The sequence below is a fragment of the Candidatus Symbiopectobacterium sp. NZEC127 genome, from assembly GCF_025962675.1.
Lineage (GTDB): Bacteria > Pseudomonadota > Gammaproteobacteria > Enterobacterales > Enterobacteriaceae > Symbiopectobacterium.
Map to the genome: position 1 here is coordinate 485,447 of NZ_JAGFPG010000001.1, position 19,452 is coordinate 504,898.

General features: G+C 52.6%; 19 protein-coding genes. 9 read left to right on the forward strand and 10 right to left on the reverse strand.

Features of this window, described 5'->3' with window-relative positions:
* Nucleotides 1-66 precede the first annotated feature (66 nt).
* Nucleotides 67-1,602, forward strand: coding sequence for a murein biosynthesis integral membrane protein MurJ (gene murJ, locus J5069_RS02165; protein ID WP_264642300.1), 1,536 nt, complete (start codon nt 67-69; stop codon nt 1,600-1,602).
* Nucleotides 1,603-1,674: 72 nt separating this feature from the next.
* Here murJ and argS read toward each other — a convergent pair whose 3' ends face one another.
* Complete coding sequence (argS, locus tag J5069_RS02170) at nt 1,675-3,405, reverse strand: arginine--tRNA ligase (protein WP_264642301.1); 1,731 nt, start codon at nt 3,403-3,405, stop codon at nt 1,675-1,677.
* Nucleotides 3,406-4,153: 748 nt separating this feature from the next.
* Here argS and J5069_RS02175 point away from each other — a divergent pair.
* Together J5069_RS02175 and cutC are read left to right on the forward strand one after the other, a co-directional pair.
* Nucleotides 4,154-4,696, forward strand: a complete 543-nt coding sequence (locus J5069_RS02175; RefSeq protein ID WP_264643701.1) for a VOC family protein — start codon at nt 4,154-4,156, stop codon at nt 4,694-4,696.
* 198 nt (nt 4,697-4,894) lie between these two features.
* The gene (gene cutC / locus J5069_RS02180; protein WP_264642302.1) at nt 4,895-5,659 is read left to right on the forward strand and encodes a copper homeostasis protein CutC; all 765 of its coding nucleotides are present in this window, start codon (nt 4,895-4,897) and stop codon (nt 5,657-5,659) included.
* Nucleotides 5,660-5,761: 102 nt separating this feature from the next.
* Here cutC and J5069_RS02185 read toward each other — a convergent pair whose 3' ends face one another.
* From J5069_RS02185 to J5069_RS02215, 7 genes are all read right to left on the reverse strand, one after another.
* A complete protein-coding gene (locus tag J5069_RS02185) occupies nt 5,762-6,622 on the reverse strand; it encodes a leucine-rich repeat domain-containing protein (protein WP_264642303.1) in 861 nt (286 codons plus the stop codon).
* Between the two features lie 257 nt (nt 6,623-6,879).
* On the reverse strand, nt 6,880-8,121 hold the full coding sequence (locus J5069_RS02190) for a DUF1835 domain-containing protein (protein WP_264642304.1): 1,242 nt from the start codon (nt 8,119-8,121) through the stop codon (nt 6,880-6,882).
* A 269-nt stretch (nt 8,122-8,390) separates the two neighbouring features.
* Nucleotides 8,391-8,675, reverse strand: coding sequence for a hypothetical protein (locus J5069_RS02195; RefSeq protein WP_264642305.1), 285 nt, complete (start codon nt 8,673-8,675; stop codon nt 8,391-8,393).
* A 305-nt stretch (nt 8,676-8,980) separates the two neighbouring features.
* The gene (gene cmoB / locus J5069_RS02200) at nt 8,981-9,952 is read right to left on the reverse strand and encodes a tRNA 5-methoxyuridine(34)/uridine 5-oxyacetic acid(34) synthase CmoB (RefSeq protein ID WP_264642306.1); all 972 of its coding nucleotides are present in this window, start codon (nt 9,950-9,952) and stop codon (nt 8,981-8,983) included.
* Nucleotides 9,949-10,692: a carboxy-S-adenosyl-L-methionine synthase CmoA gene (gene cmoA / locus J5069_RS02205; protein ID WP_264642307.1), complete on the reverse strand. Its 744-nt coding sequence runs from the start codon at nt 10,690-10,692 to the stop codon at nt 9,949-9,951. The genes cmoB and cmoA overlap by 4 nt, the downstream gene beginning before the upstream one ends.
* 124 nt (nt 10,693-10,816) lie before the next feature.
* Nucleotides 10,817-11,212 carry an MAPEG family protein gene (locus J5069_RS02210; RefSeq protein WP_264642308.1) on the reverse strand — a complete coding sequence of 132 codons (396 nt, stop codon included), beginning with the start codon at nt 11,210-11,212 and terminating at the stop codon, nt 10,817-10,819.
* Between the two features lie 192 nt (nt 11,213-11,404).
* Entirely contained in the window at nt 11,405-12,217 is an 813-nt protein-coding gene (locus tag J5069_RS02215; protein ID WP_264642309.1) for a DUF72 domain-containing protein, read from the reverse strand.
* Nucleotides 12,218-12,611: 394 nt separating this feature from the next.
* Between J5069_RS02215 and aspS the strand changes: the two genes are divergently transcribed.
* From aspS to ruvB, 6 genes are all read left to right on the forward strand, one after another.
* Entirely contained in the window at nt 12,612-14,396 is a 1,785-nt protein-coding gene (aspS, locus tag J5069_RS02220) for an aspartate--tRNA ligase (RefSeq protein ID WP_264642310.1), read from the forward strand.
* A gap of 6 nt (nt 14,397-14,402) precedes the next feature.
* Entirely contained in the window at nt 14,403-14,846 is a 444-nt protein-coding gene (gene nudB, locus J5069_RS02225; RefSeq protein WP_264642311.1) for a dihydroneopterin triphosphate diphosphatase, read from the forward strand.
* Nucleotides 14,847-14,869: 23 nt separating this feature from the next.
* Nucleotides 14,870-15,613: a YebC/PmpR family DNA-binding transcriptional regulator gene (locus J5069_RS02230; protein ID WP_264642312.1), complete on the forward strand. Its 744-nt coding sequence runs from the start codon at nt 14,870-14,872 to the stop codon at nt 15,611-15,613.
* 49 nt (nt 15,614-15,662) lie between these two features.
* On the forward strand, nt 15,663-16,184 hold the full coding sequence (gene ruvC / locus J5069_RS02235; RefSeq protein WP_264642313.1) for a crossover junction endodeoxyribonuclease RuvC: 522 nt from the start codon (nt 15,663-15,665) through the stop codon (nt 16,182-16,184).
* Between the two features lie 82 nt (nt 16,185-16,266).
* Complete coding sequence (gene ruvA / locus J5069_RS02240; RefSeq protein ID WP_264642314.1) at nt 16,267-16,887, forward strand: Holliday junction branch migration protein RuvA; 621 nt, start codon at nt 16,267-16,269, stop codon at nt 16,885-16,887.
* A gap of 10 nt (nt 16,888-16,897) precedes the next feature.
* Nucleotides 16,898-17,899, forward strand: coding sequence for a Holliday junction branch migration DNA helicase RuvB (gene ruvB, locus J5069_RS02245; protein ID WP_264642315.1), 1,002 nt, complete (start codon nt 16,898-16,900; stop codon nt 17,897-17,899).
* A gap of 7 nt (nt 17,900-17,906) precedes the next feature.
* On the opposite strand, the gene znuB is transcribed toward ruvB, so the two are convergent.
* Both znuB and znuC read right to left on the reverse strand, forming a co-directional pair.
* On the reverse strand, nt 17,907-18,692 hold the full coding sequence (gene znuB, locus J5069_RS02250; RefSeq protein WP_264642316.1) for a zinc ABC transporter permease subunit ZnuB: 786 nt from the start codon (nt 18,690-18,692) through the stop codon (nt 17,907-17,909).
* Nucleotides 18,689-19,447: a zinc ABC transporter ATP-binding protein ZnuC gene (gene znuC / locus J5069_RS02255; RefSeq protein ID WP_264642317.1), complete on the reverse strand. Its 759-nt coding sequence runs from the start codon at nt 19,445-19,447 to the stop codon at nt 18,689-18,691. Before znuC ends, znuB begins: the two co-directional genes overlap by 4 nt.
* Nucleotides 19,448-19,452: the final 5 nt, after the last annotated feature.

The following is a 19,452-nucleotide window of genomic DNA, read 5'->3' on the forward strand; positions in this document are numbered from 1 at the left end:
TGTCGCCACGCTTGGCGGGCTGCGTTCCGCTGTAACTCTCGACACAACAGAATCGAATCGAATCGGATGAATTTATTAAAATCATTGGCTGCGGTCAGTTCAATGACCATGTTATCGCGCGTTTTGGGCTTTATCCGCGATGCCATTGTCGCACGGGTGTTTGGTGCCGGGATGGCAACAGACGCCTTTTTCGTCGCCTTTAAACTGCCGAACCTGCTGCGTCGCGTTTTTGCAGAAGGCGCCTTCTCGCAGGCATTTGTTCCGATACTGGCTGAATACAAAAGCCAACAAGGGGATGAGGCGACGCGTACCTTTCTTGCCTATGTGTCAGGCATGTTGACGCTGGTGCTGGCGCTAGTGACCGTGGCCGGGATGATCGCTGCGCCCTGGGTTATTGTGGTGACGGCTCCGGGGTTTGCCGCCACGCCCGATCGGTTTGCGCTGACCTCAGCGCTGTTGCGCATTACCTTCCCGTATATCTTGCTGATATCACTGACATCCATGGTGGGATCGGTATTAAACACCTGGAACCGTTTCTCCGTTCCGGCGTTTGCGCCGACCTTTCTCAATATCAGCATGATTGGTTTCGCCCTGTTCGCCACCCCCTATTTTGATCCACCGGTGTTAGCGTTGGCCTGGGCGGTGTTGTTGGGCGGCGTGTTGCAATTGGTTTACCAACTGCCGCATCTCAAGAAGATCGGAATGTTGGTCTTGCCGCGCTTTAAATGGCGTCACCCCGGCGTCGGGCGAGTGATGAAACTGATGGCCCCTGCGATTCTGGGCGTGTCCGTTAGCCAAATCTCGTTGATCATTAACACCATTTTCGCCTCCTTTCTCAGTGAGGGCGCGGTCTCGTGGATGTACTACGCTGACCGACTGATGGAGTTCCCTTCCGGCGTGCTGGGTGTCGCTTTAGGCACGATTTTGCTGCCATCGCTGGCGAAAAGCGTTGCCAGTGGCGATCAGGAGGCCTATTCACACCTGATGGATTGGGGGCTGCGTCTCTGTTTTCTGTTGGCGCTGCCGAGCGCGGTTGCCTTGGGCATTTTGTCGAAACCGTTGATTGTTGCGCTGTTCCAGTATGGCAAGTTCAGCGCGCTGGATGCATTGATGACCCAGCGGGCGTTGATTGCCTACGCCATCGGATTAATGGGACTGATTGTGGTGAAAGTGCTGGTGCCGGGGTTCTATTCTCGACAGGATATCAAAACGCCGGTGAAAATTGCGCTGGTCACGCTGGCGCTGACGCAGGTGATGAACCTGATCTTTATCGGGCCGCTACAGCATGCCGGGCTGGCACTTTCCATTGGGTTGGCCTCTTGCCTGAATGCCGGGCTGCTCTATTGGCAATTGCGCAAACAGCAGCTTTTCCAACCACGTCCGGGATGGGGCTCGTTTCTGGTCAAACTGGTTATCGCTGTGCTTGCCATGTCGGCGGTATTGATAGCGCTGTTAGTGTGGATGCCCGCCTGGGACATCGGCGGCATGACAGTGCGTATTTCGCGTCTGATGCTGGTGGTGGTGGCGGGGGCTGGCACCTACTTTGCGATGCTGGCGCTGCTTGGCTTCCGTCCGCGCGATTTTGCGCGTCGCGGTCTGTGACCGAAGCCGGTATGTGATAAAACCAAAGAAAAACGGTGGCCTGAGCCACCGTTTTTTTATAACGTGATGCTGTTACATCTTATCGACGGTTTCAATGCCCAGGGTGCTTAATCCTTGTTTCAGCGTTTCTGCGGTCAACAGGGCCAGTTTCAGGCGGCTTTCGCGCTCCGCATCGCTGTCGGCATTCAGAATCGGGCAATGCTCGTAGAAACCAGAGAACAAGCCGGCAAGATCGTACAAGTAAGCACACATCACGTGCGGCGTACCTTCGCGCGCCACGGTGGTGATGGTTTCTTCAAACTGCATCAGGCGGGTTGCCAGCGCCGTTTCTCGCCCATCATTCAGTACCACAGGCTGCGTCAGTGAGGCTTTATCCAGATTAGCGCGTTTGAAAATCGAGGCGACGCGGGTGTAGGCATACTGCATATAGGGGGCGGTATTGCCTTCAAACGCGAGCATGTTATCCCAGTCAAAAACGTAGTCCGTGGTACGGCTTTTTGACAGATCGGCATATTTCACTGCACCGATGGAGACAACGCGCGCCAGTTCACGCAACTCATCTTGTTCCATATCCGGGTTTTTACCGGCGATCAGCGTTAATGCGCGCTCATAGGCTTCGTCTAACAGGTCCGCCAGCTTGATGGTGCCACCCGCACGGGTTTTAAACGGTTTGCCATCTTTGCCCAGCATCATGCCGAACATATGGTGTTCCAGCGATACCGAATCTGGCACGTAGCCCGCTTTGCGCACAATAGTCCATGCTTGCATCAAATGCTGGTGCTGGCGGGAATCGATATAGTAGAGAACGCGATTGGCCTCCAACGTCTCGTAGCGGTACTTGGCGCAGGCAATGTCGGTGGTGGTATAGAGATAGCCGCCATCTTTCTTCTGAACGATGACGCCCATCGGTTCGCCTTCCTTGTTTTTGAACTCATCAAGGAAAACCACCGTCGCCCCTTCACTTTCAACGGCCAGGCCTTTTGCCTTCAGATCGGCAACAATCTCCGGTAACATAGCGTTATAGAGGCTTTCACCCATGACGTCATTTTTGGTCAGAGTGACATTCAGACGATCATAGGTGAGCTGGTTTTGCGTCATGGTGACATCAACCAGCTTGCTCCACAGTTCGCGGAAATAAACATCACCGCCCTGTAACTTCACCACGTAGTGGCGGGCGCGCTCAGCGAAGGCGGCATCTTCATCGTAACGCAGTTTCGCTTCACGGTAGAAGGCTTCCAGATCGGGTAATACCAGCTCGCCGGAGGTGTCTTTCTGCACATCTTCCAGATGGGCAATCAGCATACCGAACTGTGTTCCCCAGTCACCGACGTGGTTGGCGCGAATAACCTTGTGTCCGAGAAACTCAAGGGTGCGGACCGCTGCATCGCCAATAATGGTGGAGCGTAGGTGGCCGACGTGCATTTCTTTGGCAACGTTAGGCGCAGAATAGTCAACCACGATGGTTTGCGGCGTGACAGGGGTGATACCCAACTTCGGTGCGTTCAAAGCCCGTTCGGTTTGTTGTGCCAGCCACTGCGCATCCAGAAACAGGTTGATAAATCCCGGACCGGCGATCTCTATTTTGGCGACAACGCCTTCCAATGCCAGATGCTGAACTACCGTCTCTGCCAGTTGTCGTGGAGCAAGCCCAAGTTTTTTCGCTGCCGCCATGACACCATTGGCCTGGTAATCACCAAACTGAGCCTTGGCTGACTGGCGCACCTGCGGGTCTGTGCCGTTGGGCGCACCCGCTGCAACCAATGCCTGGCTGACTTTTTCCGAAAGAAGAGCCTGAATATTCACCTGGATACCTTTAATAAAAATTTAGCCCTCGCTTATACCATATTTGGGCTGAGACGTCAGCAGGGCAAGCCTTCCCCGCGAGAATTTTCCTGAGAAAATGCAAGGGGGATAGAGCACGAAGAGGTGGGTAACGCGTCGAAAAGAGGGGCAAAGAAGAAGAATAGAGCCAGCGCTAACAAAATAGGGTTAACGCTTTCTTCCCCGATGGTTGGTTCCGATACGTTGACTTTCCCTTGTTTTAAAATGTTTAAAAATTGCATATGCCGCAATGGCAATAAGCAGAACCGATAAAATGGCTAAAATCATAATTATTTCTCTGTATACTATTGCGATACGATAACAAATTACCTGTTTTTGTTAGGTGTTACAATGTAGGTCAAGAGGTTTAAGATTAATCTTTTCTTTTAAGAATATTCCCTAAATCCGTATAATTGACGTAGGAATTAGGTGTATTTAGTTATTGTGTACTATTTACTGCGCTGTGTTTATAAATTCCGCTGCCGTTCGATATCCTTATCAAATACGGTGATGTGATTAACAATGAAGGGATATAGCATAAAGTGATGTTTATCACGTTATGTTTCAGAATGTTACAGCATCTGTTGCATGCACCAGTAGGCTTTTTGTGCGGTGCCCGATGAGCCAGAGCGCTCTGCACCTGGCTTGTGCCGGAATGGTGGCAAAAAAAGCACAGGCGTTACTATTTGAAAATTAATTATTTTTACTGTTAGGAAATGCAATGTCTGGAATGCTTCCCCCTGCGCTTCAACAAGATTTGGCCCGCTTTGAGTGCGCGTTGTTACAGTTAGCGGATACGCTGGCATTGGATTTGTCGCAATTTGAAGCAGATCATATCGCGTTGCGCTGCAACCAAAATACGACAGCGGCACAATGGAAAGAAGCGTTATTAACGATGGGGGTATTAATTTCTGAAAATCACATTAACGGACGTCCTATTTGCCTTTTTTCGCTGAACGAAAAAATAACCGTGGGCCCGTTGAGCATAGACTGTATTGAATTACCCTGGCCCGGTCAGCGCTTTTATCCCAATGAAGGGTGGGAGCATGTCGAATTTGTATTAGCGGGCAATCCAGAGACGTTGCATGCACGCGCGCTGGCTTGTCTCTCCGATCGGGCGCTAGCCTCTCCGCGTATTACGCTGAAATTCAGCCAACCCGGCAGCGATAAAGAACGACTGCCCAATCCCACGTTGGCCGTGAGCGACGGGACAACCACTATCAAGTTCCATCCGTATTCGATCCGTGAGGTCATCGCCAGCGAGCGGGAGTGAGCCGGATGCTGCTATCTGCTGAAGGCTTTTGGTAAAAATTGTGTGACACGTCATGGATAGCCTCGGGGCAATCCTGCCCTCTGTGACTCGGCTCTCCTTTGCATTTTTATTCAGATGCCATATTTACCCTAAAGCCATAGCGTGCTGGTAAATGGTGCAATGGTCACAGCGCAATGTGACGCAGGCGGGAGAGAGTAAATGTCTAAGTTGGAAGTATGCTGTTACAGCGTTGATTGCGCACTTACGGCGGAACTGGCGGGAGCCGACCGCATTGAACTCTGTGCAGGCCAGCGTGAGGGCGGACTGACGCCCAGCTATGGTGTTCTGGCAGAGGCACGGAGCAGGGTACGGCTGCCGGTGCATCCGATTGTACGCCCGCGCGGCGGGGATTTCTGCTACAGCGACAGTGAGTTTCGTACCATTCAGTATGATATTCAGCGTATTAAAGAAATGGGTTTTCCCGGCGTGGTGGTCGGTGTGTTGGATGAAGAAGGGCATATCGATCTGCCGCGCATGAAAGCCGTGATGGCGCTCTGTGAGGGGATGGCGGTGACATTCCATCGCGCCTTCGATCTGTGCTTGAATCCCCACATGGCGCTGCAACAGCTCACCGATTTGGGCGTGGCGCGCGTGTTGACATCAGGCCAGCAGCAGCAAGCTGAAAACGGATTAACGTTATTGCGTGAACTAACCCATGCGAGCCGTGGTCCAATTATTATGGCGGGAGCAGGCGTGCGTTTGACCAACCTGCATAAATTTCAGCGAAGCGGTATTCAGGAACTGCACAGTTCAGCCGGACACTGGCTTCCCTCGGCGATGCGGTTTCGCAAAGTGGGCGTCTCTATGTGTTCAGATGCTGAAAGCGATCTGGACGAATTCAGCCACTATTGCGTTGACGGCGACATCGTTGCCGAAATGAAGCGCGTACTGAATGCGGGGTGTCAGCCGGTTCCTGTCCCCTGAGTGCTGAAAGCCCGTCGAACGAGTCCTTTACCGCGCAGCATTCCCTCGGGTTTGCTTGCGAGTACCAAGCCCCGGCGGTTTGCCGGGGCTTTTTTTCTTACGCTATCCCATCGCGTACACAATTATTGGTCCTGAATAATCAGGGTCTTGGTCGGCGAGGCGCAATTTCTGAAAGGTCTCTACTGAAAGTGGGTTGCCAAGAAGATCAATGTCGGCTTTGGGCGACAAATTCATGATGCTGTCAGGTATTTCTTTTATTTGATTATATCTTAAGTCAATATATTTGGTCTTTTTAGAGAAATCGCATAATATATGTTCGATTTTATTATGGCTTAAATCTATTCTTTTTAGTTTTTGAGGGCAGTTTGTAATTGCCCCTTCGATGCTGTTTTCACTTAGGTCTAAATGTTTTACGAAAGGCGGTAAGTCTTCAGGGTATTTCTTCAAGGCATTTTGGCATAGATATAATTCAGAGATATTTTCGGGCAGGTTTTTAGGCAACGACTCCAGTCTGTTATTATAAAGTGATAAGAAAGTGAGGGTTTTAGGAAGTGTTTCTGGTAAAGTTGTCAGGCAATTATTCATTGCGTATAGTTGTTGAAGGTTTTCAGGAAGTCGAGTCGGTAATTTATCAAGTTTATTGTTCGAAACATTTAATTTTATTAGCTGGTCGGGGATAACATCAGGTAATGAACTCAGTTCAAGGTTAGCTAAGTCAAGAGAAGTGCTTGCCCTTTCAAGACAATCTTGCATTCGCAAAACTGCAACGTTCCGTAGTTCACCTTCACCTTGGGGAGCATTACTCTCCCATGTTGACCAGATAGCTTGATATTGCTCCTGACTCGGTTGAGTTTGCGAGGATTGAGAAACACTGCCTGCATGATATTCTTCAGCACGCTGCGATGGTGTTATGTTTATTAACGATGCTGAATGTGAAAGAGCGTTATTTTTAATCGTGAACATATCACTTCCCCGTATGAATTAAGTTCCCTGTACTATGTTCGCCTACGCAGGAGGATGAGTGATATCAAAAAAGAGAATTACTCAAGGTTGTATGATGTCCCATGCAGTCCCGAGCGGTGTAATAACCCTATGATTACCCATTTCTTTCTTTAGAAGGCACTGCTGTGAAATTAAATGCAGTGCATCACAAACCCCGACCAGTCGGTCGGGGTTTGTGACCGCAATGATTATATATTCTGCTTGCGTTGAAAACTACACTACGAATCCCGCCATACCGGACGCCCATTATTGTCCACCGCCCAGTGTCCTTCACGGGGCGTAAGGCAAACCCCGCCCACCCAGCGAGACTGCGGTGCAACATCAAGCCAGTAAGCGTTGCCGTTGAGCATGTCATTCCCGAGCGGCGTTAATTCCACCGTTTGCAGGGCTTCAGTATCTGCCGCCGTGTTGATACGTAGCAGTGGGTTTGGACCTAGTATCAATGGTCTGATGGCGGAATAGAACATCATGTCACCCATATAAGGCAGCGGATCGCGCTGGCCGATCAGCTCTCTGAATACCTTTCTGAGGCTGACAGGGCCGGACTGCGCAATATACTGTAATGACAGGCGTTCAGTCAGAGAAAGACCGTCGTTGATACCCGGCAATTCTTGCAATAATCGGCGCAAGGAACGGGAGAGATAAGGCAATGTGGCGTGTTCACGCTGAGTGAGCGTAAAGAGCGCTACCGGTGAGGGCGCGCACCAGGCCGACCAGGCAAGGCGCGCCAGCGTTAGTGCATCGGCAGGCACCGTTTGGCGCTGCGTCCAGAGCCAGGCCAATACATCGGGTGATAGTTGCCCGAGCCCAATAAAACGCTTCACGCCCGGTATATCGTCAACAGCGATAAGCTCAAGCTTTTGTGGCTGCTTTTCGAGTGTCGAGAGCGTGCGGATCAAAAACAGTTGGTCGTAAGGATCGGCTTCGCACCACAGCACCGCATGTTCTGCATCGGGTAAACGTTGCCACTGCGCCTGCTCCTCGTCAAAACGACGCATCACGTCATCGGCGTCCAATTGAAATGCCTGCTGGATATAGGTGCAGCGCGCCGTGCGGTAGTCTGCAAAGGGGATGTCCTGAACGGGGCCCATCGCCAGCGGGTCGGTATAGCTGTGAAATGTGCCGCGAAAACCGGCGAGTCGCAGACTGTGTTCAATATCATTGCCGCAGCGCCAGTGCTGGGTTTTGCTTTCATCATCAGCGGCGAAATGGGGATGACGCCGGGCAAATGCAATGGCATCCACATGCGCTTTAAGCTTTGGCCAACTGTCAAACCCCACATCACGCGCAATTAACCACTGTGCGCTGGCAAGGGTAACGTTGGACGTTGGATTAAGACGATGAAGCAGCGCTAATTTTTCAGGCTCGAGGCCTGCCTTGATACGTTGCAGCAACTCTTTTGCGCGTTTGCGTTGTTGCACAAGGCTGATGTGACCATTACTTATCGGATGTACAGACATACGAGCTCCTTTCCAGAACCTTATCCGCATTCAGGTGGGGAGTCGTAACCTTGAGGTTGCCTACTTGTCTTGGGCGCAGCCCTTTCCGCGGATGGCGGCGCAGATCACGCCGAACCATCACTATATCCCGCCAGCGGGAGGGCTGCAATACGCGTACTAGTGATTACCGTTGAAATGTTATAACGGGTTTCCTCTGACCAGCGTTTAATTACCGTACGCGCAGTGGTATCAAAAAAACGAAAATCGGTGTAACCGTTCCGCTATTGTTATTATTTAAACCAGCGCTTGAACTCATTTTTAGCTTGTTGCTTAATACGTTCAGTTCCTCGTTCAACTTGTTGCTCAACACGTTCAGTTTCTCTTTTAACTTTTGGCACAAATCGATCAATTTCTCGACCTACTCGCTCGCCAAAACTGGGCTTTTCACACTCACCGGACTGAGTCAATTTATCAATATCATCTTTTGATTGATTAAGATGATCTTGTTTTTCAATACAGGCGTGATCGGGCGTTACCGAAGATAACTTTTTTGTTACCAGCCCCGATGTTGACACTGTCGCAGTGTTTCCGTGTGACGAACTCTGGGATGTCGAAATTGAGTGAGTTGAAAGCGTTGCACTTGACGTGGACGGTATCATATTGATGACTCCCTGTTAATATGAGGAGTGATGATATGAGGAAAAAAATTATTTTTATATCAGGTTATGGCCTTATTTAATGTGGCGCGATTATGCATTACGAAATCTTGCGGAAGTAAATATAACGCGTAGTCAGAAATATCAAAGCATGTAGGCTAGATCAGGAACGGATGCAACGATAAATAGCAAGTAAAACCCCGGCATGGCACCGGGGTGAGACACTAAGGATTACGTGCCACTATCACCGCACGCAGCGGCGCGGGGTAACCTTCACAGGTTTTACGGTGATCGTTGGGATCGAGAAAATCGGCCAATGATTCCGTGGTCATCCATGAGGTTCTGCGCTGCTCTTCAAGGGTGGTGACGCAATGATCGACGATACGCACGTCGACAAAACCGCACTTTTCCAACCAGCGCACCAGCGCCAGAGCAGAGGGAATAAAGTAGACATTGCGCATCTGCGCGTAACGCTCGCCGGGTACCAGCACGGCATTTTCATCACCCTCGATAACCAGCGTTTCCAACACCAGCTCTCCGCCGGAAACCAACTGATTTTTCAACTGCCACAGATGATCGAGCGGTGAGCGGCGGTGATAAAGCACGCCCATGGAAAATACCGTATCGAAGGCGGCGAGTTCCGGCAGCTGTTCGATGCCCAGCGGTAATACATGCGCCCGTTGGTCGTTACCCAGTAGTTTGCGTACCGCTTCAAATTGGCAGACGAAAAGCTGCATCGGGTCGATGCCCACGGCCAGATGCGCACCGGCACCGACCATGCGCCACAGGTGATAACCGCTGCCGCAGCCGACATCCAGCACCAGACGGCCCTGCAAAGGGCTGATATGGGGCGTCAGACGTTCCCATTTCCAGTCAGAGCGCCATTCGGTGTCGATATTGACACCATAAAGCGAATAGGGTCCTTTACGCCACGGCATCAGTTGACGCAGGCGCACTTCAAGCCCTTCACGTTGACCCTCGCTGAGGTCCGGCTGTAAAGCGGCGGTGACGCTGTGTTGCACATCTAACTGCGAGGGGGTTAATTCGGGCAAGGCTTCAACGGCATTGAACCACTGTTTAAATTTGCCGTGCAGTGATTCCCGTTGCCATGCACTCAACTGTGCAGGCAGCGTGTTTAACCAATGGCTTAATGGACCTTTCGCGATAAGCTGATAAAAATTGCCAAAATCGATCACGCATTATCCTCAGCTTTTAGCGCCAGTAACGAACCAAAATTAAAGCACTGGAACCACACTTCGCTGTGTTGAAATCCGGCCTGTGCCAGACGAGATTTATGGGTTTCCACCGAATCGGTCAGCATCACATTTTCCAGCATATTGCGCTTTTGGCTGATCTCTAATTCGCTGTAGCCATTTGCCCGTTTGAAATCGTGGTGCATGTTGAATAACAGCTCGCCCACCTTGCTATCTTCAAAGCTGAATTTCTCCGATAACACCAGCGCCCCACCGGGGTTCAAGCCTTGATAGATCCGCGTTAACAGCGTCTGCCGTTCTTCCGGTGCCAGGAATTGCAAGGTGAAGTTGAGCACCACCAGAGAGGCATTCTCGATGACGATATCGCGGATATCAGCCTCGATCACCTTAACGGGGGTGGCAGCGCGAAAAGCGTCAATATGGCGACGACAGCGTTCTATCATCGCGGGTGAATTGTCAACGGCGATAATGTGGCAGCCCGCTGCCTGAATATTACGCCGCATCGACAGCGTAGCGGCACCGAGCGAGCAGCCCAGATCGTAAATCTGGGTATCGGGTTTGGCGAAACGCTCGGCCAACATGCCGATCATGGAAATAATATTGGAATAACCGGGGACGGAGCGCTGAACCATATCGGGAAAGACTTCAGCGACGCGTTCGTCAAAGGTCCAGTCACCGAGGTGGGCTATGGGAACAGAAAAAAGCGTATCGCGATTTGGCATGATGGACACGGGGTAACGGTGCGGTTAATAAAAAAGGTGGCACAGTCTAGCAAATATCGAGAGGAAAGTCTGTGTCCTTGCGGCGCGCCATCGCACGTGCAGCGCGCCAGAGTCACAGGCGCCGTTAATACAGCGTGAGCACCAATTCCCAGGGAAGGTAGTAAAGATTGAACAGTGACATCAATACCAATGAGGCATAGGTAGCGGCCATTCCGGTGCGACGCCAGCGGAATTCACGTTGGCGTAACCCGACGTAGTGAAACAGCCGGCCAATAATCAGCAACATCCCGCACAGGTGGATCATGACGATCAATGCACCGTTCATTTCCATCAGCACCAGAAGAATCGCACCGATGGGGAGGTATTCTACGGCATTGCCGTGCACCCGAATGGCGGTCTGTAATTCATAAAAACCACCGTCTCCGTAGGCTACGCGATATTGCATCCGCAGTTTAACCACATCGAGAGACAGTTTTACCAGCAACAATGCGCCAAGCACCACGTAGAGCGCGCTTACCATGTTCCACTCCATTGTCGGGCAAACCTTGCCTGACAGAAAATATTAACCGACTTCGGCTGGCAGAATGATAGCTGTCTGCTGTCAGACTGTCGCCTGTAATGTCTGCTTTTAAAAAAAAAGCAGTTCAAAACCTGAAGTTATAATAAAAAATACTAAAAAAAGCCTTTTAATATATTGCTGTTTTATCTTTGTTTAAAATAAGGCGTCCTGCTGCGGCCAGTCAGGGCGCGGCGGGCAGGCTGCGATAACCGGCTCTAACAGCGGCCACATCGCCTGCGCCAGCGGTAGCACATTGCCAATGTCAGGCGTATGGATAAACAGATACGGAGAATGTTCTTGCCAGAGCGTCAGTTTATCAATCCAGGGGGCAAACCAGCGCAAATTGTCGGCAATATCCTCATTGCCAATGAATCGGATGGCGGGTTGCTGTGCGGTCAGCACCGCATGAACCGGTAAACGCGGTTTTTTCCGTTGGGCTTCGAGCAGGGCGGGCGTATCAGGCAACGCGTGGTGCACCGGGCGGCTGTCGAGCATGATCCTGTCGATGCCCCGTTGTTGAAGTCCTTGGTTCAGTTGCCGTTCATCCTCGCCTTTGGCAAAAAACGCAAGGTGACGAACTTCCACGCCATAGCTGAACTCCTGCGGTAACGTATCGAGAAAACGCCATAAATCGGGGAGTTGCTCGGGCGAAAAGGCCGCTGGAAGCTGCAACCAGAATTGCCCAACGCGCGAGGCGAGCGGTTGCAGGCAATGAAAAAACTGGCGCGTTTCCTCTTCACAGTGGCGCAGCCCCGCCTGATGGCTGATGGTGGCCGGAAATTTGAAGCAGAAGCGGAAACTGTCAGAGGTCATGTCGCGCCAGCGTAATACGCTGTCGGCGCTGGGTAGCGCATAAAACGTGGTGTTGCCTTCCACACAGTTGAAATACCGCGCGTAGTCCGCCAGCGTGCGCAGTCCGAACTTGTGCCAGGCGGGATGTTGCCATTGTGGTAAGCCAATAAACATTCCGTTGCAACCCATTAACAGAGTGAGAGACAGTAAAACATTTTTTTAACCGAGAGGGAATTCTCACGATTCTTGCGACATATCACTGCCCGGAAACCGCTTCACTCTTATCGTTCCGGGGAATATCCTTTATAATAGCCACCTTTTTTTACTGAACAGCAATCCAGAACTACCATACCGTGTAAAAAAACACCGTTGTGACCTGATGCGTGGGGAAACGTTGCTGTGTTTGTGAAATCCGTGAGTGTTGTGGAACCGATAGGTTTTATGGATCCTGCGTGTTGCACTCACTGCGACGATGCGGTTTGGCCGGTGCTCTCTGGCGTGGTGGTTGTAGGTGTGATTATATCTCGTTGAGATTGTTTCTAGCGTGATTGCTCAAAAGGACATCGTAATGCGTACTGAATATTGTGGACAACTAAACGCGTCCCATGTGGGCCAGGAAGTGACATTGTGCGGTTGGGTTAACCGTCGCCGCGATCTGGGTGGTTTGATATTTATCGATATGCGTGACCGCGACGGCGTGGTCCAGGTGTTTTTCGACCCCGATCGGCAGGATGCTTTCACTCTGGCGTCAGAACTGCGTAACGAATTCTGCATTCAACTGACCGGCGTGGTGCGTGCACGCCCTGAAAGTCAGGTGAATAAGGATATGTCTACCGGCGAAGTGGAAGTGTTTGCGACCGCGCTGACCATTATCAACCGCTCAGAGCCGTTGCCGCTGGATGCTAACCAAACCAACACCGAAGAAGCGCGTTTGAAATACCGCTATCTCGACTTGCGCCGCCCGGAAATGGCGACGCGGTTAAAAACCCGTGCGCGTATTACCAGCTTTGTGCGTCGCTTTATGGACGGCCACGATTTTCTGGATATTGAAACGCCGATGCTGACCAAGGCGACGCCGGAAGGGGCGCGCGATTACCTGGTGCCAAGCCGGGTGCACAAAGGCAAATTCTACGCGCTGCCGCAATCGCCGCAGTTGTTCAAGCAATTGCTGATGATGTCCGGTTTCGATCGCTACTACCAGATTGTTAAATGCTTCCGTGATGAAGACTTGCGTGCGGATCGCCAGCCAGAATTTACCCAGATTGACGTCGAAACCTCCTTCATGACGGCACCGCAGGTGCGTGAAGTGATGGAGAAACTGGTGCGTGAACTGTGGCAGGAGATTTTGAGCGTCGATCTGGGTGATTTCCCGATCATGACGTTTGCTGAAGCCATGCGCCGTTTTGGCTCCGACAAACCTGACCTGCGTAACCCGCTGGAACTGGTGGATGTCGCCGATCTGCTTAAAACGATCGACTTTAAAGTGTTCTCCGGCCCGGCTAACGATGCCAAAGGCCGTGTGGCGGTGATTCGCGTACCGGGCGGTGCGCAATTAAGCCGCAAACAGATTGATGAATACGGCAAATTTATTGAGATCTACGGGGCTAAGGGCCTTGCCTATATTAAAGTTAACGAGAAGGCGAAAGGGCTCGAAGGAATTTCCAGTCCGGTGGCTAAATTCCTGAATGAAACGCTGCTGACAGCCCTGTTGGAACGCACGGCGGCCGAGGACGGCGACATTCTGTTCTTCGGTGCGGACAGCGCGAAAGTGGTGACAGACGCGTTGGGTGCGCTGCGTCTTAAACTGGGACGCGATCTCGGCCTGACCAATCTGGCGAGCTGGAGACCGCTGTGGGTCATCGACTTCCCGATGTTTGAAGACGACGGCGAAGGCGGTTTGGCTGCCATGCACCACCCGTTTACTTCACCGCGTGATATGACGCCTGAAGCACTGGAAAGCAACCCGGTTTCAGCCATCGCCAACGCCTACGATATGGTGCTGAACGGCTATGAAGTGGGTGGCGGTTCCGTGCGTATTCATAGCAGTACAATGCAACAGACGGTGTTCCGCATTCTGGGTATCAATGAACAGGAACAGCGTGAAAAATTCGGCTTCCTGCTGGACGCGCTGAAATACGGTACACCGCCGCATGCCGGTCTGGCGTTTGGTCTGGACCGTCTGGTGATGCTGTTGACCGGCACCGAGAACATTCGCGACGTTATCGCCTTCCCGAAAACCACCGCAGCGGCCTGTCTGATGACGGAAGCGCCGAGCTACGCCAATCCGGCATCGTTAGCCGAGCTGTCAATTGCCGTGGTGGCGAAAGCGAAACCTGTGCAGGATGCGGAGTAACCGCCGATGGCTTATAAGCGTCCCGTTTCGGCCCTGATCGTTATTTATGCTCAGGATACCGGGCGGGTGCTGATGCTTCAGCGTCGCGACGATCCCGATTTTTGGCAGTCGGTTACCGGCAGCCTTGAGGAAGGCGAAACCGCGGCGCTTACCGCGCAGCGCGAAGTGAAAGAAGAAGTTAACATCGATATCGCCGCTGAGGGGTTATCACTGTTTGACTGTCAGCGCTGTGTCGAGTTTGAGCTTTTTGCTCATTTGAGACGTCGCTATGCCCCCGGCATCACGCACAATATGGAACACTGGTTCTGTCTGGCGTTGCCGAGTGAACGCGAGGTGATTCTCACCGAGCATCTTGCCTACCGTTGGTTAGCGGCGTCCGAGGCGGCGCAACTGACCAAATCGTGGAGCAACCGGCAGGCGATTGAAGAATTTGTTATTTATCCGGCCTGAAGAGGCTTTTTTCGGAGATTTTTATGGCAGGTCATAGTAAGTGGGCCAACACAAAGCACCGTAAAGCGGCGCAGGATGCAAAACGCGGCAAAATCTTTACCAAAATTATCCGCGAACTGGTGACGGCGGCTCGTTTGGGCGGCGGCGATCCGGGCTCCAACCCGCGTCTGCGTGCGGCCATCGATAAAGCGCTCTCCAACAACATGACGCGCGATACCCTGAACCGCGCCATTGCACGCGGTGTCGGTGGCGATGAAGATAACAACATGGAAACCATCATTTATGAAGGTTACGGCCCTGGCGGCACGGCGGTGATGGTGGAATGTCTGAGTGACAACCGCAACCGTACCGTATCCGAAGTGCGCCATGCCTTCACCAAATGCGGGGGTAACCTGGGTACCGATGGTTCCGTTTCCTATCTGTTCACCAAAAAAGGCGTTATCTCTTACGCGCCGGGCCTGGATGAAGATCAGGTGATGGATTCTGCGCTGGAAGCCGGTGCTGATGACGTTGTGACCTACGACGACGGCGCTATTGACGTCTTTACCCCGTGGGAAACCTTCGGTCAGGTGAAAGATGCGCTGGATGCCGCCGGTCTGAAAGCCGAATCCGCAGAAGTTTCCATGATCCCGTCGACCAATGCCGACATGGATGTAGACACCGCACCGAAACTGATGCGTTTGATCGACATGCTGGAAGACTGTGATGATGTGCAGGAAGTTTATCACAACGGTGAAATTTCCGACGAGGTAGCGGCAACACTGTAATGGTGTTTTCGCAGCTTACGGTTAACGCGTCTACAGGGGGCGATGCACGATGACGCTAATTCTTGGCATCGACCCCGGTTCACGCATTACCGGATATGGCATTATCCGCCAACAAGGGCGTCAGCTCAGCTATGTCGGCAGCGGCTGTATTCGCACCGGGGTGGACGATCTCCCGACGCGATTGAAGCTGATTTATGCGGGGGTGAGCGAGATAATCACCCAGTTTCAGCCCGATTGTCTGGCGATAGAGCAAGTTTTTATGGCCAAAAATGCGGATTCAGCCCTGAAACTGGGGCAGGCGCGCGGCGTGGCGATTGTGGCGGGTGTCAATCAAGGGTTACCCATTTTCGAGTACGCTGCCCGACAAGTAAAACAGACGGTTGTTGGCACCGGCGCGGCAGAAAAAAGTCAGGTGCAGCATATGGTGCGTACCTTGCTGAAGCTGTCAGCGAATCCGCAGGCAGATGCCGCCGATGCGCTCGCCATTGCCATTACGCACTGTCATTTGAGTCAGAATGTGGCACGCATCGGCCCCGACAGGTTGAATTTAGTGCGCGGGCGACTGCGTTGAACATCAGGCTGGATATTCATCCAGCCTTTTTTATGCTATAAGCTAGCAAAAAGGTTTTAACGTAACGAAAAGGAAGGTCAACGTGATTGGTCGTCTCAGAGGCATCATTCTGGAAAAACAACCGCCGCAGGTGCTGATCGAAGTCAACGGGGTTGGCTATGAAGTCCATATGCCGATGACCTGCTTTTATGAACTGCCCGATTTGAACCAGGAAGCGGTCATTTTCACCCAGTTTGTGGTGCGGGAAGATGCACAGTTATTGTTTGGTTTTAACAACAAGCAAGAGCGCGCGCTATTTCGTGAGTTGATTAAAACCAACGGCGTTGGGCCAAAACTGGCGCTGGCTATCCTCTCAGGGATGTCCGCCCAGCAGTTCGTGAGCGCCGTTGAGCGAGAAGAGATCGCTACGTTGATCAAACTGCCGGGCGTCGGTAAGAAAACGGCAGAGCGGTTAGTGGTAGAAATGAAGGACCGCTTCAAAGGTATGAGCGGAGACCTGTTTAATCCAGCGGCCCTCGATGTCCCGCTCAGCAGCTCAGCATCCACCCCGGCACCGGAAGAAGATCCGGAAAGTGAAGCGGCCTCAGCGCTGGTGGCCTTGGGCTACAAACCGCAGGAAGCCAGTCGGATGGTATCGAAAATTGCCCGACCCGGTGCGGACTGTGAGATGCTGATCCGCGAAGCGCTGCGCGCCGCACTGTAAGGAAATTGCCATGATTGAAGCCGACCGCCTGATCTCCTCGCAAGAAATCCCTGAAGAAGAGATCATTGACCGTGCGATCCGCCCACGCATGCTGGCGGAATACGTAGGGCAACCCGTGGTGCGCGAACAGATGGAAATCTTTATTGAGGCGGCACGTAAACGGGGTGATGCACTGGATCACCTGCTGATTTTTGGTCCACCCGGTTTAGGGAAAACCACGCTCGCCAATATTGTCGCCAATGAGATGAACGTGAACCTGCGCACCACGTCAGGGCCGGTGTTGGAGAAGGCCGGCGACCTGGCGGCACTGCTGACCAACCTTGAACCGCATGATGTGTTGTTTATCGATGAAATCCACCGTTTATCGCCCGTGGTGGAAGAGGTGCTCTATCCCGCGATGGAAGATTACCAGCTGGATATCATGATCGGTGAGGGGCCCGCCGCGCGTTCAATCAAACTCGACCTTCCTCCGTTTACCCTGATTGGCGCGACGACCCGCGCTGGCTCCCTGACATCGCCACTGCGCGATCGTTTTGGCATTGTGCAACGCCTCGAATTTTACAAGGTGGAAGACTTACAGCACATTGTCAGTCGCAGCGCGGCTTGCCTGGGGCTGGAGCTTACCGATGAAGGCGCGTTAGAAGTCGCTCGACGCTCTCGCGGCACGCCGCGTATTGCCAATCGCTTGCTGCGCCGGGTCCGTGATTACTCAGAAGTAAAATCGAGCGGTGCCATCGATGTCGAAACGGCAAAGCTGGCGCTGGATATGCTGGCGGTAGACACGGAAGGCTTCGATTATATGGATCGCAAATTGCTGCTGGCCATCATCGATAAATTTACCGGCGGACCGGTCGGGCTGGATAATCTGGCGGCGGCTATCGGTGAGGAGCGGGAAACCATTGAAGATGTGCTGGAGCCTTACCTGATTCAGCAGGGGTTTATTCAGCGCACGCCGCGCGGGCGTATTGCCACCGCGCATGCGTATCGCCACTTCGGTATTGACAGAAGCTGACCCGCCCTCAGGCGGGTTGCTTGCGAATCAGACTCAGCATAAACAGGAACGAGGCGCTCAGCACCACGGAAGGGCCCGCTGGGGTGTTGTACAAGGCGGAAAAGATCAGACCGCCGGTCACGGCCAGCATCCCCAGCACCACCGCTAAACCCGCCATCTGTTCCGGCGTGCGTGCAAAACGGCGCGCGGTAGCGGCAGGAATGATCAGTAATGAGGTGATGATCAGCGCACCGACAAATTTCATGGCAAGCCCGATGGTCAACGCGGTTACCAGCATCAGAATCAAACGGGTGCGCTGTAAATTGACACCGTCCACGTGCGCCAATTCCTGGCTGATGGTCATGGAAAGCAACGAACGCCACTGCCAGCACATGATGGCGATCACCACCAGTACTCCAGGTCCAATCAGCCACAAATCTTGCGTGGTTACCGACAGCAAATCACCAAACAGGTAGGCCATCAAATCAACGCGAATGTTGTTCATCAGGCTAACGACTACCAACCCTAACGACAGCGCGCTGTGCGCCATGATGCCAAGCAGCGTGTCGATGGCGAGATAGGGGCGACGCTCCAGCCATACCAATCCCAGTGCCAGCAGCAGGGTTACCAGAATAACCGCGTAATAGACGTTGATATCCAGCAGAAAACCGATGGCAACGCCCAGCAGGGAGGCATGGGCCAGCGTATCACCGAAGTAAGACATCCGTCGCCAGACCACGAACGAACCGAGCGGACCCGCCGCGCAGGCGAGAAAAATACCGGCCAGCCAACCGGGGAGCAAAATATCAATCATGCGTCGTTGCCGCCCTGTCGTTTTAAAATAATGCGTCCGTTTAAATCGTGACGATGATTATGGTGGTGGCGATAGACGGCCAATTGTTCTGCGCCGCGTGGGCCAAACATGGCGAGAAATTGAGGATGCAGAGAGACGACTTCTGGCGCGCCAGAGCAGCATACATGCTGATTCAGACACAGCACTTCGTCGGTCTTGGCCATCACCAGATGCAAGTCGTGCGAGACCATCAACACACCGCAGTCAAATTCCTGTCGCAACTGGTTGATAAGGTCGTACAACGCCAACTGTCCGTTGACATCCACCCCTTGCGTCGGCTCATCTAACACCAACAATTGAGGCTGATTGAGCAGCGCGCGCGCGAGCAGCACCCGCTGTGTTTCGCCACCGGAGAGCTTTTGCATCGGTTGATCTAACAAGTGGGCGGCCTGCACCCGCTTGAGCGCGGGCAAGATATCCTGCTGTTTAACGCCGGGGCGTAAACGCATAAAACGACCCACGGTCAAGGGCAGGGTGACATCCAGATGCAGTTTTTGCGGTACGTAGCCAATGCGTAAATTGGGCTGCTTGTGCAGGGTGCCAGCAGTAGGTGCCAGCAGCCCGAGCACCACGCGTACCAGCGTGGATTTTCCTGCACCATTGGGTCCAAGCAGGGTAAGAATGCGGCCCGATTGCAGGTTCAGCGAAATGTCGCTAAGCACGTTACGTTCACCAAAGGCGACGGAAATGCGATCGAGCGAAACGAGTGTAGACATAAAAT